Raw genomic sequence first — 15,871 nt, forward strand, 5'->3', positions numbered from 1 at the left:
ACTCCCCATAGATGATTGGCTGCACCTTCGCATTATATTAAAAATCCTTGAGCCACTTCCCATGCAGGAGGCTCAAGGATTTTCTTTTACGGTTAACGTTGTCGGCAATCACCGCTGATTACAGCTGTTCTGCCTGCATTTGATACATTTGCTGATAGATTCCTTGCCCTTGGACAAGAATCGCATGGGTTCCCCTTTCCACGATCTTCCCTTGGTCTAGGACCAAGATTTGATCGGCTTGTTTGATCGTTGACAAACGGTGAGCGATCATGAAGGTCGTCCGTCCTTTTTGCAAGACGGTCATCGCCTTTTGAATGATGGACTCTGTTTCAGTGTCCACATGGCTCGTCGCTTCATCCAGAATCAAGATTTTCGGATCAAAGACCAATGCACGGGCGAAACTGATCAGCTGACGTTCTCCACTAGAAAACTCATTGCCTTTTTCAACGACTGGATGATGGATGCCTTTTTCATAACGGCTCAAAAGGTAGTCAGCGCCGACTTGTTTCAAGGCATCGATAATCATCGCTTCGGTGATCGTTGGATCGTTCATCCCGATGTTGCTGGCGATCGTTCCAGTAAATAGATAGGGATCTTGCATGACGATCGCCATTGAATCTCTTAAACTATGACGATCATAATCAGCGATCACTTGTCCATCCACAACGATTTTTCCCTGCTGTGGATCATAAAAACGGAACAACAGGTTCAAAATACTCGATTTTCCAGAACCAGTATGACCGACTAAAGCAATGGTCTCTCCTGCGGCAACGTCAAAGTTGATATCGTGCAAGATCGCTTGCTCAGGGTCGTAGCCAAAGGTCACCTGTTGGAAAGAAACATCGCCATTCGTAACAGTCAGCTGCTCACTTTGTTGTTTTTCAACCGGCTGATCAGCAAACTCAAAGACCCGCTGTCCAGCAGCTAATGATTGCTGCACGTTGGTGATGGTTTGGACAAGCCCCTCGATGGGATCATACAGGCGGTTGATGTAATCAATAAAGGCATACAGCAAACCTGCTGATATCGCCAAGCGGCCATCAAGGAAAAAGGCGGCCAAGGTCGTGATCAAAATCAAGATCGTTGAATTTCGCAACAAATTGCCTAATCCCCAAGCGATACTTGAATCGAGCAAGAGGTATTTACGTCCAGTTTTGAACCATTTCTCTACTGTTTCATTAAATTCTTTCTGCAACTGCTTTTCTCGTTGGAAGGCTTGGATGATCGCCATTCCTTGGACAAATTCATTTAACTGCCCACTGATTTGTGAGATATATTCCCGCATTGCTAAATTGTAACGAGAGGCATATTTGGTATAAAAATGCTGCCAGATGCCCAGAATCGGGATCAAAATCAGCATCGCTGCTCCTAAAGTGCGATTCAAAAGAAATAATGCAATAAACGCACCAATGATTTGGATAATGTTGCTTAACAAATTACTGATCACGATCACGTAGAAATTAGACCGCAAGACTTCGGTGTCATTCGTGATCCGTGCGACGACCTTGCCGGCTGGAATCTGGTCAAAGTAAGAAACCGGTAATTTGTGCATATGGTCAAAAAGCTGATCCCGCATTTTTTTGACAATACTGTTGGACATTTTTCGCAATTGTAGCAAGCTGATATAACGAAAAAGGGAACCAATCAAATTGACCAGCAAATACCCAGCGAGTAATTGGATCAAAAGCATCGTATTTAGGTTTCTGCTGTCAACCGCCGGTGTCATCACTCGGTCGATCAGCTGTTTGGCAATCAGTGGTGAAGTCAGTTCGAGCGCTGCTGCCAGCAACAGCAAGATCGCGCCCACGGTAAATTGTTTTTTATAATAGCTCAAATACGTGAGCAAGCGCTTAATCGTTGAGAACACTTGTATCGTCCTCCTTTAACTGTTGATGGTAATACTGTTCTTGGTACCAGCCTGGGGTTTCGATCAAAATCTGATGGGTACCACGCTGTGTGATCCGTCCGTCTTCCAAGACGATGATTTGATCCGCTTCGGTGATGGCGGACAATCGATGGGTCACGATAATGGAGGTCGGTGCCTGCTTCATCGTTTTCAAATTCGTGATGATGGCTTGTTCCGTTTTGGCATCAACTGCCGAAAGGGCATCATCCAGTAAGAGGACTTCACTGTTTCGTAAAAACGCCCGTGCTAATGACAAGCGTTGTTTTTGTCCACCAGAAAGGGAAACGCCTTTCTCACCGACAATCGTTTCGAGCCCTTCTGGCATCCGCTTGATGTCTTCGCTAAAGCAAGCAGCTTCCAGGGCTTCCCACAATACTTCTTCGGAAGCGTCTGGCTGTCCGAATAACAAGTTCTCGCGAATCGTTCGTGAAAACAAGGTATGTTCTTGCGGTACTTCTGCAAAGTGGTTGCGCACGGCTGTTGTTTGATAGGCCGTCAAGGGCTGCTCATTGATCAAGGGTACTTGATCAGAGTATGGATAGCGGTGACCGAATTGTCTTAGCAGCGTCGTTTTTCCGCTGCCGGTCTTCCCAACGATCCCTAAGACTTCTCCACGAGTGATCGTCAAATCCAGTCCTTCTAACACATAGCGAGCTGCTTGTGGGTATTGGAAATGGTATGCTTCAAAACGGATCGTATTGATGGCTTGCAGGTCTGCTTCGCCTGGCGTTTCTAATTCATCCCCTGTCTGCAGCACTTCATTGATCCGACGCCAGGATGCAGCACCTTGCTGCATCACATTCACAAGATCTCCTGCTGAGATCATCGGCCAAACGACCATTGTCAAGTACACTTGGAAAGAAACCATCGCACCAATGGTGATCGTTTGGTTAGCAACAAGAAACGCCCCGACACCAAAGCTCATCACAAAACTGATCGCTAAGATGATGGTAATCAGCGGCCCAAAACGGGAATCGATCTCAGAAACGATATTGTTTTTTGCTCGTGTTTCCAGTGTTTTCTTTTGAAACTGTTCCGTGGTGGCTCCTTCTAGTCCATAAGCTCGGACGACCCGAATGCCATCAATGATCTCCAGCACTTCACTGTTCATCTCAGAAACAGAATTCTGCGCTTCCGTAAACGCCTTATCGACTTGCGAGCCCCATTTGAAAATGTAATAGGCTAAAAGCGGCATTGGAATCAAGGCAATCAAGGTCAATAACCAAGAAACCGTCCCAGCCATCATCGCTACGATAAAGCTTAGATACAAACTAGTATTTAAGAAAACCATCAGACCATACCCAACGGTCATCCCCATCACTTGGACATCGTCACTGGAACGAGTCATTAAATCACCTGTTCGGAAACGATGGTAAAACGGCGCCCCCATTTTGAGAAAGTGGCTCATCAATTGTTCCCGTAATTGTTTTTGCAAATCGTAGGAACCAATAAATAAATTAAACGTCCAAACAAATTCCGCCAAATATCCTAACAAGATAGCTCCCGCGAAGAGACTCACATATTGGATCAGTACGGAGTAATCAAAATTATCTTGAATCAACGCATCGATGAACAAGCGCAGAATATAGATCGGTGCAACATACATCGCACTAGCGATCACCATAAAGACGAATACAAAGGTATAGCGCACCTTATGTTCTTTAAAATACGTTGTTAATTGTTTTAATACATACTTCATGTTTTATCCCTCACATTCTAAAAAAGTACACAAAAAAGCTCTGTCCCTTCGGAAAAAGGACAGAGCATAAACGTCGTTATTATAGACATTATCTGTACACTAATGGTTACCGAATGAGGGATTCACTTTATTCAATTTGGTTGTTTTTTTATCAAATACTTTTTGCATCGTAATCCCTCCTTCTCTTTTTATTTTGCTGACTACACCTAACACTTTACAGATAAGTTTCTGAGAATGCAACAACTTTTATTAATTTTATTTAAAAAAGATTGACTTTTCTAAAAACGCGAATGTCAGAACAGTCCTTTTTAACAACCTTTTTTTGAAAACGAATTCCTGTTTTATCCCAAGAGTTGCAAGGATTTTGGCAAAAATAAAAAAACAGATGCCCCTCTTTTCAACAAGCGCTGTTTGATCAGCACAATTGGTTGAAAAAAAGTTCCTCTGTTTTCTTACTACCTGTTTATTCTGTGACAGATGCTAGGCGATAGGATACTGTTCGTCCAAAAGGAAACACTTGCACCCCTTGCAAGCGATCCGTTTTCAAATACGCCACCGCTCCTTGATATAACGGCAAAACGGCTGTATCTTCAACGATCAATTGCTTTTCGAGTTCTTTCAATAAGTCCCAACGGGCAGCTGGGTCGTTTGCTAAAGTCGTCCGTGCTTCTGCTAACCCTTGGTCGTAACTTTCACTAGCATACCCAGAGGTATTCAAGCCACCTGTCGAATCATAAAATTCTAAGAAGTTGATTGGGTCCGCATAATCCGGCGTCCAAGTCCCAAAGACGAGATCAAATTCACCTTGGGATTGCAAGTCCAAGCGGTTTTGTAAAGGAATCGACTTGGCATCGATGGTTAATCCCGGCAAATTGGTTTCTAACTGCCCTTGGACAAATTCGATGGTTTTCTTGGCTGCTGCTGTATCTGCCGATAGCAACTCCAAGGTGATCTCGTCTTGTCCTAGCTCTTCTTTGGCTTGCGCCCAAAGGTCTTGTGCGGCTGTTAGATCATACGGCAGTAAATCGCCGTTTTCTTCACGAAAATCTTGGTCTGTTTCAGGATCCTTGGCAAAGTTGCTTGGCACAAAGCCGTTCAATGCAGTGGACCCATCGCCTAAGATATTTTCGGCAAATGCCTCTTTGTCGATGGCTTGTAAAATCGCCTGACGTACCTTGACATTGCCTGTGACTTCTCGTTTTTGGTTGGCACTTAAATACCCCACCAGCGCCTTTGGCACATAGTTGGCTTGAGCTGAGTTTTGGTATTGCTGTGCGTAAGTATCTGTCAAGGTAGTGTAGTCCAGTTCCCCTGTTTCAAAAAGGCTCACACCAGTTGCCGTTTCCTTCACTACTTGCACGTCGATCTTGGTCAATTGGACATTCTCAGCATCCCAATAATCAGGATTTTTCGTTAACGTCCATGATTCGTTGGTTCCATTCCACCCTTCGATCAAGAATGGGCCGTTGCCGACAAAATTTTCCGCTGATAACCCATAATCGGCACCTTTTTCTTCAGCAAACGCTTGGTTTTTTGGCATAAAAGGTGTCCCGACCAAAATTTGATCCAGATACGAGATTGGACTTGCCAATGTCAGCTCTAACGTCTGCTGGTCCAATGCTTTGGCACCTAACTCACTCACCTCAGCGTCCCCTTGACGCACTTGACTGCCATTTTTCAACACATCCATTTGATTGCTACTGCTAGAACCGTTCTCTGGATTGGCAACATATTGAAAGGCGTAGACAAAATCATCCGCTGTAACAGGATCGCCATTGCTCCATTTTGCATCACGAATGGTGAAGGTATAAACCAGACCATCTTCTGATACCGTAGGCTCTTCAGCTGCCATCGCAAGCTCAGGATCCCCCTCTTGATCCAGACGGTATAACCCTTCTGCCACTTGTCCGATCATATCGGAACTATTGACATCCGTGTATTGCCCGCTATCAAGGGTCGATAAGGCGCCAGCGGTTGACACTTGAATCTCTTGCGCCACGGCGCCTTGCTCCTCTTGCTGTCCAGAATCCGTCGTGGAACTCGTGGTACTGCAGGCACTTAAAACCAATAATGTGAAAGCAGCGATACCAATCATTTTCTTTTTCATTTTTCTCCTCCTTGCGTGATCCTCTTTCTTACAACACGTCAACGACATACTTGAAAACCGCTTGTTCTTGTATAAGTGCATCATAGGCAAAGTCAGGATGCCATTGAACCGCCAACAAACGCTGACCCACGTGTTCAATGCCTTCAATGATGCCATCAGGACTCCAAGCTGTCTTTTGCAATGGACGAGCCAATCGATCCACCGCTTGATGATGAAAGGAATTGACCTTTGTTTTTTGACCATAGACACGAGCCAACATGCTTTTTTCAGCCGTCGCGATGGCATGAGTCGGCACTTCTTTCGGAATCGGTGCCTGCATATGAATGATCTCACTGAAGGTACTGATGTCTTGCTGCAGCGTGCCACCGAATGCCACGTTGACCAGCTGCATTCCCCGACAAACCGCAAAGATCGGTTTCTTTTGCAGCAGCGCTTCATCGATCAGCGCTAGTTCAAACTCATCCCGTGCCAACAAGCCGCTTCCAGTTGCCTGATGGGCCTCCTGCCCATAAAACTTGGGTGAAACATCTTGTCCACCAGCTAATACCAGTTTATCGATCTGTGAAACATAGTCCTTAGCTGCAGCTGGCTCACTGATTGGCACGAGCAATGGCAGTCCGCCCGCTTGCTGGATCGCTCGCACATACCCTAATGGTGTGTAGGCGATCGGCAAATGATGCAGTACATCGCCAGCATCTTGCACTTCATTCGCAGCGATCCCTATAATTGGTTTGCCCATCGACATCCCTCCCTGATTAACGATTTTTTCAGAAAAAAAGCGGCATCTAGCAGTTGCACAAGGCAAGCGCCGCTCTTTTTCTCAAGATATGTTTCAACTATTCTAAACCAATCCGCACTTTTTGTGAAATACTATTTTCACTTTCGCGATCATTTATTACAATCACCATTCTATTTAACCCCCTCTTTGATAAGCAATAAAGAACACCGCTAGTCAGATATAGTTGAATTTTACCAATGCTTTCTCTATGTAAAAAAACATGCGAGAAGCCGTTGCTTTCCGCATGTTTCGTCATTAAAATAATCGATTGTCTTTTAAAAACTCCAGCATCTGTGTTTTTAGGGGATCTTTTTCATTACGGATCGACTTTGTTTGCGTCGTTTCATCAAGTGTCGATGGCCGCTTTTTAGGAAAAGGCGCCGCTGGTTCTTCTGCCAACTCTAAGATTTGGAAGCTATCCACCACCACTTCTGCCGCACAAAGTCTCTGACCTTCTGGTGTTTCATAAGGACAGCCTTGCAAGTGTCCATTGATTTTGATACTTGCCCCTTTTTGAGTATACCGTAAAAAGGTCTCTGCCTGTTTTCCATGAACGACACAAGCAAACCATTCATGGTGCACTTCTTCACTGTTTTGCCATTGAGACACAATGACAAGATCAAAACGTACGCTTTGATCGTCCGCCGCATCAAACGCTTCTTTACTAGGCATCTCTGCGATTTTCCCAGTAAGAACCACTTTATTCATTGCCACGTTGCATCCTCGCTTTTCTCTCATTTCTTGAGTGATCTTACCTTATGCGACCTATTCTACCACATTCCAAAAAACAAGCAATCAAAGGTCGAATGGCTTAAGAAATGCTTTGAACAAAATGAACCAACTCAAAGAATTCGTCTGATCCTGCCAACAATGTACGATTTTCTGACTGAAAACTTTTCTTTGCTCCAGACAGCAAAAAACCAGTTGGTTCAATCCCCCTCTGAACCAACTGCCTTTTGCGGATTTTTATTTAGCAAAGGAATCTTGACTACCATAGCGATCAAAATGGAGGGTTTCGCTTTCGAGATAATCGATGATCGCTTTGGGGATCATGACCCCTTCTTTCTGGGCTTTTTCAAAGTGTATTTGGCTGATCTCTCCAGGATAGTAGACTTGTGATTGCCCTTCTACTGGCGGGATTGCATGCAGCTCAGTCACCATCTGATCGATGCTTTGCTTGAAGGTTTCGGTGTTGGTAAAACGAGATGGATCGATCACAAGCAGGAATTGTCCTAAGCGGCGTTTTTCCGTCAAGTCCGCATACATGGAGGTGACCTGTTTACCAAAAGCCAAGCCTAGCATTGAGCCAGCTAAAATATCCACCATCATCATCAAGCCATATCCTTTAGCACCGGCGATGGGCAATAATCCTTGGACTGCATAGGGATCGGTGGTAGGCAAGCCTTGCTCGTCTACGGCCCAAGTATCGGGGATCTGCTGTTTCTTCGAACGAGCGTCCAAAATTTTGCCCCACGCTTGAACCGTTGTCGCCATATCAAAAACCACCGGCGGATGATTGGCTCGTGGTGCAGCAAACGCGATTGGATTGGTGCCAAAATAGTTTTCGGTCCCACCAAAAGGCACCGCCATCGGATCCGATTGACACATGGCGATCGCCACTAAGTCGGCTTCAGCAGCCTGTTTGACGTAATACGCCATCGTCCCGCTATGGCTGGTCTGCTCGATTCCTACTGCAGCGATCCCGGCTTCTTTTGCCAGATGAATGGCGATCGCCATCGCTTCATTGCACACATAATGCCCCATACCGTTATCTCCGTGGAAAATTCCGGTAGCGGCGCTTGTTTTTTCAAAAGACATGTTTGGTTCCAGCGTGATGCCGCCTTTTACTAAACGCTCGGCATAGTAGTCCATCCGCACGGCACCATGAGAATGGATCCCGCACGCATCCGCAAAGGTCAAATGTGCCGCTGTTTCACTGGCAGCGGCTTCTGGCAAACCAGCAGCCAAGAGTTTCTTTTTCATTAATGCTTCTAATTCCAGCAGAGAACGTCTGCTCATTTCTTCCATCTTTTCTCCTCCTTATGAAAAAGAGAAGCACGCTTGGCAACGGCTTCTCCTATTGATTAAACACGCGATAATCGAGTTCATCGGCTGACTTAGCGATCAGCAGCGCTGAATAGACGTCTGAGTTCACGTTCAAAATCGTCCGCAGCATGCCAACAAACCATTCGACACCAGCAAATAGCGCAATGCTTTCGATTGGTAACCCGAGCTGGGGAACGATGATTGCCAAGGAAACTAACCCCGCTCCGGGAACAACAGCATTGGCTAAAGAAACGAAAGTCGCAGTGACAGCTACCGTCACCATTTGGATCCCGTCAAAGTTGATTTGATACATTTGGGCGATCGTCATGACGGTAATCGCCATATGCATTGCTGACCCATTGCTGTTCAAAGACATGCCCAATGGCAATACCAAATTGGTGATGCGGCTACTGAGTCCTAATTTGTTCTGGGATTCTTCCATAGCGATCGGCAGTGTGATGGCAGAAGAGGTTGTCGCCAATGCCATGACCGACATATTTTTCATATTTTTGATCAATCGTAACGGATTGATCCGACAATACACGGTCAACAAGACTAGCCACAGCCCAAGGAACGTAACGGTGGCTAGACCGTAGATGAGCAAATAGCTGCCTAATGGCAAAATGATCTGCAAGCCCAGGGAGCTGATCGTTGAAGCGATCAATGCAAAAATACCGATTGGTGCCACGATCATCACGTAACGAATGATGGCAATGACGACCTCATTCAGATCCACGATCATCCTATAAAGAGCTGACTCAGGTTTCTTTTGCATAAAGCGATTGAGGGCAACACCAAAAAATAACCCAAAAACGATGATTTGAATAATTGACCCTTTACTCAACGCATCGAAAATATTCGTGGGAATAAAGTTGATCACTGTCTCTGATATAGAAATTTCTTGTGCTTGCAGAGGTTCACCGGCAGCTTGTGAAAAGTCGATCCCTTTGCCCGGAGCAAAGAAGACCGCCATCAGCACACCCCATGCAGCAGCGAATAAGGAGGAAATCCCAAAGACAGCGATCGTTTTTCCACCCAAACGTGTGAGTTCTTTCGGGGTAATGCCCCCAACTGCTTGAATGATTTGTCCAACGATCAATAACGGGATCGCCATTTGCATCAGACGCAAGAAAAGATCGCCCAAGATTTTTAGGAATGAAGCGGCTTGCCCAAAGAACAAACCGCAAAGAATCCCTAGAAGAACGGCAATAACGATCTGCGTCACCATCGGTAGTTTTTTTGCTTTCACTTTGATCCCCTCTTTATTTTCGAAGTATGGTTCCTGTATGCTGATCTAGTTCAGCTAACTTTTCGATTGAGGTAATAATCGCGGTTCTGGCTGCATCTTCTTCAACAAAATCAATCGCAGCTTCTATTTTTGGCAACATACTGCCCGCTGCAAAATGGCCTTCCTCGATGTAGCCCTTGGCTTGTGCCACACTGATTTCCCCTAAGGCTTGCTGATTCGGCTGGTTGTAATTGATGTAGATATTGTCGACACCGGTCAAAATAATCAGGCGATCGGCCTGCACATCTTTTGCTAAGACACTGGCGGTAAAGTCTTTGTCGTTGACGGCTTCCACGCCAGTAAACCCATTATCGTTGCGAACGACAGGTACGCCACCACCACCGGCGCAAATCGTGATCACACCAGCATCGACCAATGTTTTAATGGCTTCTTTTTCAACGATTTCTTGCGGTTTCGGGGATGGAACCACTTTGCGGAAACCACGCCCAGCATCTTCTTGATATACCCCGCCATTGGCTGCCATCGCAGCATTGGCTTCCTCTTCACTATAAAATGGTCCGACTGGTTTGGAAGGTTTCTCAAAGGATGGATCTGCTGGATCGACACGAACTTGGGTGACTAATGAGATCACTGAAGGATGTGCTTGACGTGTGGCAAACTCATTGATCAAGGCATTTTGCAGCCAATACCCGATACTTCCTTGAGTCATCGCCACGCAGCTGTCTAATTTCAATTGAGGATTTTTTTCACTTTCCCCGGCTTTTTGCTGCAGCAGTAAATTGCCGACTTGTGGTCCATTGCCGTGACAAACAATGACTTTTTCCCCTTTTTCGACAAAATCGGCAATATAACGTGCTGCTTGCGCAACAACTGCTTTTTGTCCTTCATCACTGGGGTCTTTATCTAAAATAGCATTGCCGCCTAACGCGATCACATTCAAACTCATTTTATGCTCTCCTTCTGATTTTCCTTTGCTAATACGGCAAAAGCACCTAATCCGATCAGCAGTAATAGACAAGACAGGTAAAACCCGACCTGCATCGATCCTAAAGAATCGGCTAAAAAGCCAGTAACATAAGGCGCTAAGATCGACCCCGACATCCCGATAAAGTTATAGGCACTCAAGGTCGTTCCTAAGGCGCCTTTTGGTGCGTTTTTCGTCACAAAGGTCACGACGATTGGATCAAGCGCCAACTTGCCAGTCAATCCATACAAAATCAAAACAGTGATCAATAAGGTACGATCCGTTACAAAGGCAATGGCAAATACGGAAAGGGTCGCCAATGGGACCAATAAATAGACTAATTTTTTCGTTGCGCCTGTTTTATCATTCAATCGAGCAAAAATCAACGCACCTGGAATTGATGCCCATGGGACTAAGGAAGCAATAAAGCCGACACTCGCCCCTTCAAAGCCACGCTCGGCAATCAAGAATTGCGGCAGCCAAGTAATGATCACAAAGTTTGCATAAATGCTGGTAAAGCATAGAACAAAGGCTGCCACGAGATTGCGGTTTGAAAAAATCTGCTTCAAGGAAATCTTTTCTTTTGGCCCCTCTTCTTTTATTTCTTGTCCTTCATCTTCTGGACGAATCACTTTTTCTTTCAAAACAAAATAGAACAAGACACCTACAATCAAGGTCGGAATCGCCATTAGGAAGAAGGGTTGACTCCAATGGCCCCCATTATCCAAGACCAATTTACTAGAAAGCAAGTATCCGCCAGACGTTCCAAACGCCATCCCACTGTTGATAATGGCATTTCCGACGGTCCGTTTGTTGTCGGGAATCGCTTCGGTAGACAATGCGTATTGCGGACCGTAATAGGCACCTTGACCAATCCCTGCAATGGCACGAATCACTAAGAACAAAACGAAGCTTGTGGCTAGCCCACTGAAGTACGTAGTCACCGCCAATAAAACAAAACCTAGGGCGATCACCAATTTGCGACCGATTTTGTCGCCGATGATGCCAAAAGGAATTTGCGCAACGGCATATGTCAAAAAGAAAATACTATTGGCAAGTCCTAGTTGTGTGTTGCTTAAATTAAATTCTTCTCCGATCACACCCATGATTGGATTGAAGATCGTCCGTGTGGCGTACATTAAAATCCAGCCGACAAAGAAAATAGCAACGACTTTTTTCCAGTAAGAATTGCTTACTTTGACCGCATCTTTCTGGTTACTGATTTCCATGATTTCTCCCCATTTCTATTCTTTTTCCTCAAGTGACAATGACTCCAACGCTAACAACAACCCAAAACTAAGATCTTTGCCTGACGAATGACCAACGGACATCAACTGCTGCACATCTTTTTCAATCACCTGTGGGTTTTGCTTTTTTAAGTCTTTGAATAATTGCAGCATCAGAGAATTGACATACCCTTGACTGGCACTTTGAATATAAGCAAGGCTGACATCCGTCGTAGACAACGGTTTTGCCAATGCTTGCGCTAACGCGTCAGCTTCCGGCTGCTGCAAGGCATAGAGCATCGCTTGATAGGCAACTAAAAGATCATCGCCGCTAGGTGTCAATCCTTTGCCGCGGCCAATCAGGTGAGCAATGATTGGTTCCCAATCTGAGACAGGCTGCCGCAATGCCGCAAACACTGCTTGGGTTTTCTCATCTTCGGACAACCCAATCTTGGTTTCTAGTTTTTGTTGATGCAGGATTTCTTTCAAAAGCTGCAATTCCGCAGAGGTGAAGGATAGCTCCTTCACCTGCAGCGAAACCAATTCTTTTTCCTCTAATGACAGAGAAAATGTTCCTTTTGTGCTGTAAAAGGTCAGACCATGCTCTCGGACTTGCACGCGATTGCCGACCTCGATCAAAGGCAGGACTTGTTCAAACAATGCATCTGGTAAAAAGATACCGAAGCCAGTCAAATAGTTGTGATAATTGTTGATGTTAACCAGCTGCTGCCCGATCATCACATTGAATGAACGATCAAACACGCTATGCACCCGTCCGTTACGACCGAATCGTCGCAATGGGTCTAGATAATCACTGATTTTGATTTTCTCAGTCAACATCGATCCCCAGATCCTTCGCATAAGCCGTCAAGGCATTTTCAAAACAGCCTAACGGTGCGCGCACAGTCCCTGCACCGACTTGGCCGACACCTGCTTCTTTATGGGCGATCCCGGTATTGATGATTGGGGTGATGCCTGTTTCAACGACTTTACGGATGTCGATCCCCAAACAAGTCCCTTGGAAGTCCCATGTTGGGATCGAGAAGGTCGGATTATGACCGAAACAGATTTTTGCCATTTCATTGGAAGTTTCTAGCGCATCTTCAAAGCCACCAGCGCCGACAAAGCGTGTTACCCCTGGTGCAGCTACCATCGCCATTGCTCCGACGCCGACGGTTTCAGTAATGGCACTATCCCCAATATCAGGATTGCCATCTGCTTCGGTAAACCCAGTAAAGTACAAACCTTTCGGCGTATTGACTGGTGCAGTATGCCATTGGTCTTCTGTTTGGGCGACACGAACTCCAAAATTGACGCCATTTCTCGTCATGGTGGTCACGATCGTTCCTTTGGCATCGACACGGGCACCGTCAACGATGGCTTTGCCGGTTGCCATCATGATATTCAAGAAGAACTGATCGGTATCTGCTAAGAACTTGATCACTTCATATTTTTGCTTTTCATCGATCTCTGTTTGGATGATCAACGGTGCGATCTCTTTCAAGAAGTTCAATGATGCTGCAATATTACGTTGATGGAATTCATCCCCCATTGTGATCGACCGGGCAATTAATACATTCAAGTTGATGCCTTCTTCTGTTAATTGTAATGCCTTGGCAATGGCTGGTCCTAAGACGTCTTTGATCCAATCCAAACGATCGATGACTTCTTGTGAATAGGCACCAAATCGTAAGACTTTACCGATCCCTTCGTTCAAAATACAGTAGGCTTTGTTGCCGACAAGGCGGTTTTCAACCACAAAGACAGGCATATTCCCAGAAGTGATCCCGCCCATTGGTCCAACTGCCTGGACATGGTGACATGGCATAAAGCGGACTTCCCCACTTTCGAGTAAGCGGCGGGCTTCGTCTTCATCCTTCGCCCAGCGTTCAAACAAGGCAGCGCCGATACAAGATCCTTGCATCGGTCCCGTCATTTCCGACCATTGGATCGGTGGTCCTGCATGCAGCAAGGTTTTCTGGCTTTCGTTTAATTCAGCGATCACTGATTTAGCTGGAACGACATCGATCAAGAATGGTTGGGCATTTTTGATTTTATCCGTCACTGCTTGGTTTTCAGCTGTGATTTTTTCGTCAAATTCTTCTAACGCGTCTAAAATGCGGATCATTTTCTTGTTGCCGTTGGCACGAGGACGCCAGTTGAATTGTTCTGTTTTCCCGCCATATTGCAGGATCGATTCATTGAAGCTTTGCAAGCCAACATTGATGATCCGTGGTTTGGTGGTCAACAGCTCCATCACTTTCTCGCTAACTGTCGGCACCTCAACTTTGCTACCAGCATAGTCATTGACCGCTTTGTCTGCTTCAGAAAGAGTCGCCCCTTTTAAGGCGAGGGCTAATTGCACTGCTTGAGCATTGCTTGGTGCCACATAGACGCCAGCTGCTTTCAAACGGTTGACTGCTTCTTGATAGTTTTGCGGATCTTTTTCAGTTCCGCAGACGGTAGCAACAAAGTACAGCGCGCGATCAGCTGCTTGGGCTGTTTGCTGTGCAGCTTCGATGGCTGGTAACAGTGCACCTACCATATCTGCATGTGCGCCGTAACCTAACACCACATCAAATAAAATGACCCCGGTTTGCTCATCTTGCGCATAGTCTTCGATTTTTTTGATGCGCACTTCAGGATCGATCATTGGGTGCGGTTTGCCTTGGGTATAGATATCATCACCAAGGTCGATCACATCATAGCCGTGGGAATGCAAGATATAGCCTTCTTGTTTTACAAGGCCTTCTAGATTCAAGGATTCGGAGATCAGCATTCCTGCTTCGGCAGCTAATGTACCGCCAGAATAAAGACCTTTGACCACTTTATCTTCAGCGAGTTTGGGCACATCTGGGGTTTTCACGCGTTCAAAATAGTTCGCTTTGACGGGTTCTTCATTGGCAAGATCAACAGCGATGCGCGCTGTTTCTTCCAGAGTATGTGCCAAATAGACTTTTCCTTCATGGGCTTCTGGTTTTTCTCCTAAGAAAATCGCTACCACAGGTTTGCTGATACTTTGCAGCAATTGAACGACTTCATCCCGCACTTCTTTTGCAGGTGGTTTCGAGATCACGCAAATCACATCTGTCGGTTCATGATTTTCTAAAGCAACGATGGCATCTTTGACAGTGATCGCCCCAACTTTGTCGCTTAAGTCACGTCCGCCGGTCCCGATGGCATGAACGACACCACCGCCTAATCGGTCAATGATCGTCGTCACTTCTTGAATCCCCGTACCAGAGGCACCAACGACGCCGATGTTTCCTGGTGCCACGACATTCGTGAAGGCAATCGGAATGCTAGAAATAATACCAGTCCCACAGTCAGGCCCCATCATCAATAAGCCTTTTTCATGAGCCAGCTTTTTCAAACGCACTTCATCTTCGATAGCGACATTGTCCGTAAACGAGAAAACATGCAAGTCATTTTTTAGCGCTTTTTCCATCTCGGCTGCGCCATATTCCCCAGGAATACTAAATAATGCAACATTGGCATCCGGCATTGCGCTGAAGGCTTCTTGCCATGAAGCCGCCGCTGGCGTTTCTTTGCCTTGATCTTTTGCTGAAAGATCAGCTAAAAATGAATCGATCGCTGGCATAACTTGATCCATGATTTGTTCGTTTTGGCTATCGACCACGATCATCATATCGTTGGGCGAAGCACCTTCTGCCTCTTTAGAAAGCAAGCCAGTGTTATTTAATATATCTTTGTTTGCATCCGTCCCCATCATGATTTGACTCATTTCGACATCGCCTAGATCATTGATCGTATTCGTCAGCAGCATTAAGTTAATGGAATCTTGGTAGTTATTCTTTAAGATTACTGTGTGCAGCATTTGTTCTCCTCCTTTTCTTATACTCTCATTCTAACGAGCCTTGTTTGCGTTTTCATTG

The 15,871-nt window shown here is 45.6% G+C and carries 11 protein-coding genes; all 11 read right to left on the minus strand.

What is annotated here, in order from left to right; all coding sequences use genetic code 11:
* Positions 1–118: 118 nt before the first annotated feature.
* The 11 genes from CO692_RS03045 to fdrA all read right to left on the minus strand — a co-directional run bounded on the left by CO692_RS03045 (position 119) and on the right by fdrA (position 15,813).
* Entirely contained in the window at positions 119–1,867 is a 1,749-nt protein-coding gene (locus tag CO692_RS03045) for an ABC transporter ATP-binding protein (protein WP_096741511.1), read from the minus strand.
* Positions 1,851–3,605 (minus strand): ABC transporter ATP-binding protein, encoded by a 1,755-nt coding sequence (locus CO692_RS03050; protein ID WP_096741512.1) that lies wholly within the window; start codon positions 3,603–3,605, stop codon positions 1,851–1,853. Before CO692_RS03050 ends, CO692_RS03045 begins: the two co-directional genes overlap by 17 nt.
* Before the next feature lie 463 nt (positions 3,606–4,068).
* Positions 4,069–5,712, minus strand: a complete 1,644-nt coding sequence (locus CO692_RS03055) for a peptide ABC transporter substrate-binding protein (protein ID WP_096741513.1) — start codon at positions 5,710–5,712, stop codon at positions 4,069–4,071.
* A 28-nt stretch (positions 5,713–5,740) separates the two neighbouring features.
* The gene (locus CO692_RS03060; RefSeq protein ID WP_096741514.1) at positions 5,741–6,451 is read right to left on the minus strand and encodes a gamma-glutamyl-gamma-aminobutyrate hydrolase family protein; all 711 of its coding nucleotides are present in this window, start codon (positions 6,449–6,451) and stop codon (positions 5,741–5,743) included.
* A 294-nt stretch (positions 6,452–6,745) separates the two neighbouring features.
* Positions 6,746–7,228 (minus strand): single-stranded DNA-binding protein, encoded by a 483-nt coding sequence (gene ssb / locus CO692_RS03070; RefSeq protein WP_086291946.1) that lies wholly within the window; start codon positions 7,226–7,228, stop codon positions 6,746–6,748.
* Between the two features lie 228 nt (positions 7,229–7,456).
* Positions 7,457–8,518, minus strand: a complete 1,062-nt coding sequence (gene allD / locus CO692_RS03075) for an ureidoglycolate dehydrogenase (protein ID WP_096741516.1) — start codon at positions 8,516–8,518, stop codon at positions 7,457–7,459.
* A 49-nt stretch (positions 8,519–8,567) separates the two neighbouring features.
* A complete protein-coding gene (locus CO692_RS03080; protein ID WP_096741517.1) occupies positions 8,568–9,785 on the minus strand; it encodes a dicarboxylate/amino acid:cation symporter in 1,218 nt (405 codons plus the stop codon).
* Positions 9,786–9,798: 13 nt separating this feature from the next.
* Positions 9,799–10,731 (minus strand): carbamate kinase, encoded by a 933-nt coding sequence (gene arcC, locus CO692_RS03085; protein WP_077452859.1) that lies wholly within the window; start codon positions 10,729–10,731, stop codon positions 9,799–9,801.
* Positions 10,728–11,978 (minus strand): MFS transporter, encoded by a 1,251-nt coding sequence (locus CO692_RS03090; protein WP_096741518.1) that lies wholly within the window; start codon positions 11,976–11,978, stop codon positions 10,728–10,730. Before CO692_RS03090 ends, arcC begins: the two co-directional genes overlap by 4 nt.
* A gap of 15 nt (positions 11,979–11,993) precedes the next feature.
* Positions 11,994–12,815 (minus strand): DUF2877 domain-containing protein, encoded by an 822-nt coding sequence (locus CO692_RS03095; protein ID WP_096741519.1) that lies wholly within the window; start codon positions 12,813–12,815, stop codon positions 11,994–11,996.
* Positions 12,805–15,813, minus strand: a complete 3,009-nt coding sequence (gene fdrA / locus CO692_RS03100) for a DUF1116 domain-containing protein (RefSeq protein ID WP_096741520.1) — start codon at positions 15,811–15,813, stop codon at positions 12,805–12,807. The genes CO692_RS03095 and fdrA overlap by 11 nt, the downstream gene beginning before the upstream one ends.
* Positions 15,814–15,871: the final 58 nt, after the last annotated feature.

The organism is Enterococcus sp. FDAARGOS_375 (assembly GCF_002393265.1).
GTDB classification, from domain to species: domain Bacteria; phylum Bacillota; class Bacilli; order Lactobacillales; family Enterococcaceae; genus Enterococcus_D; species Enterococcus_D innesii.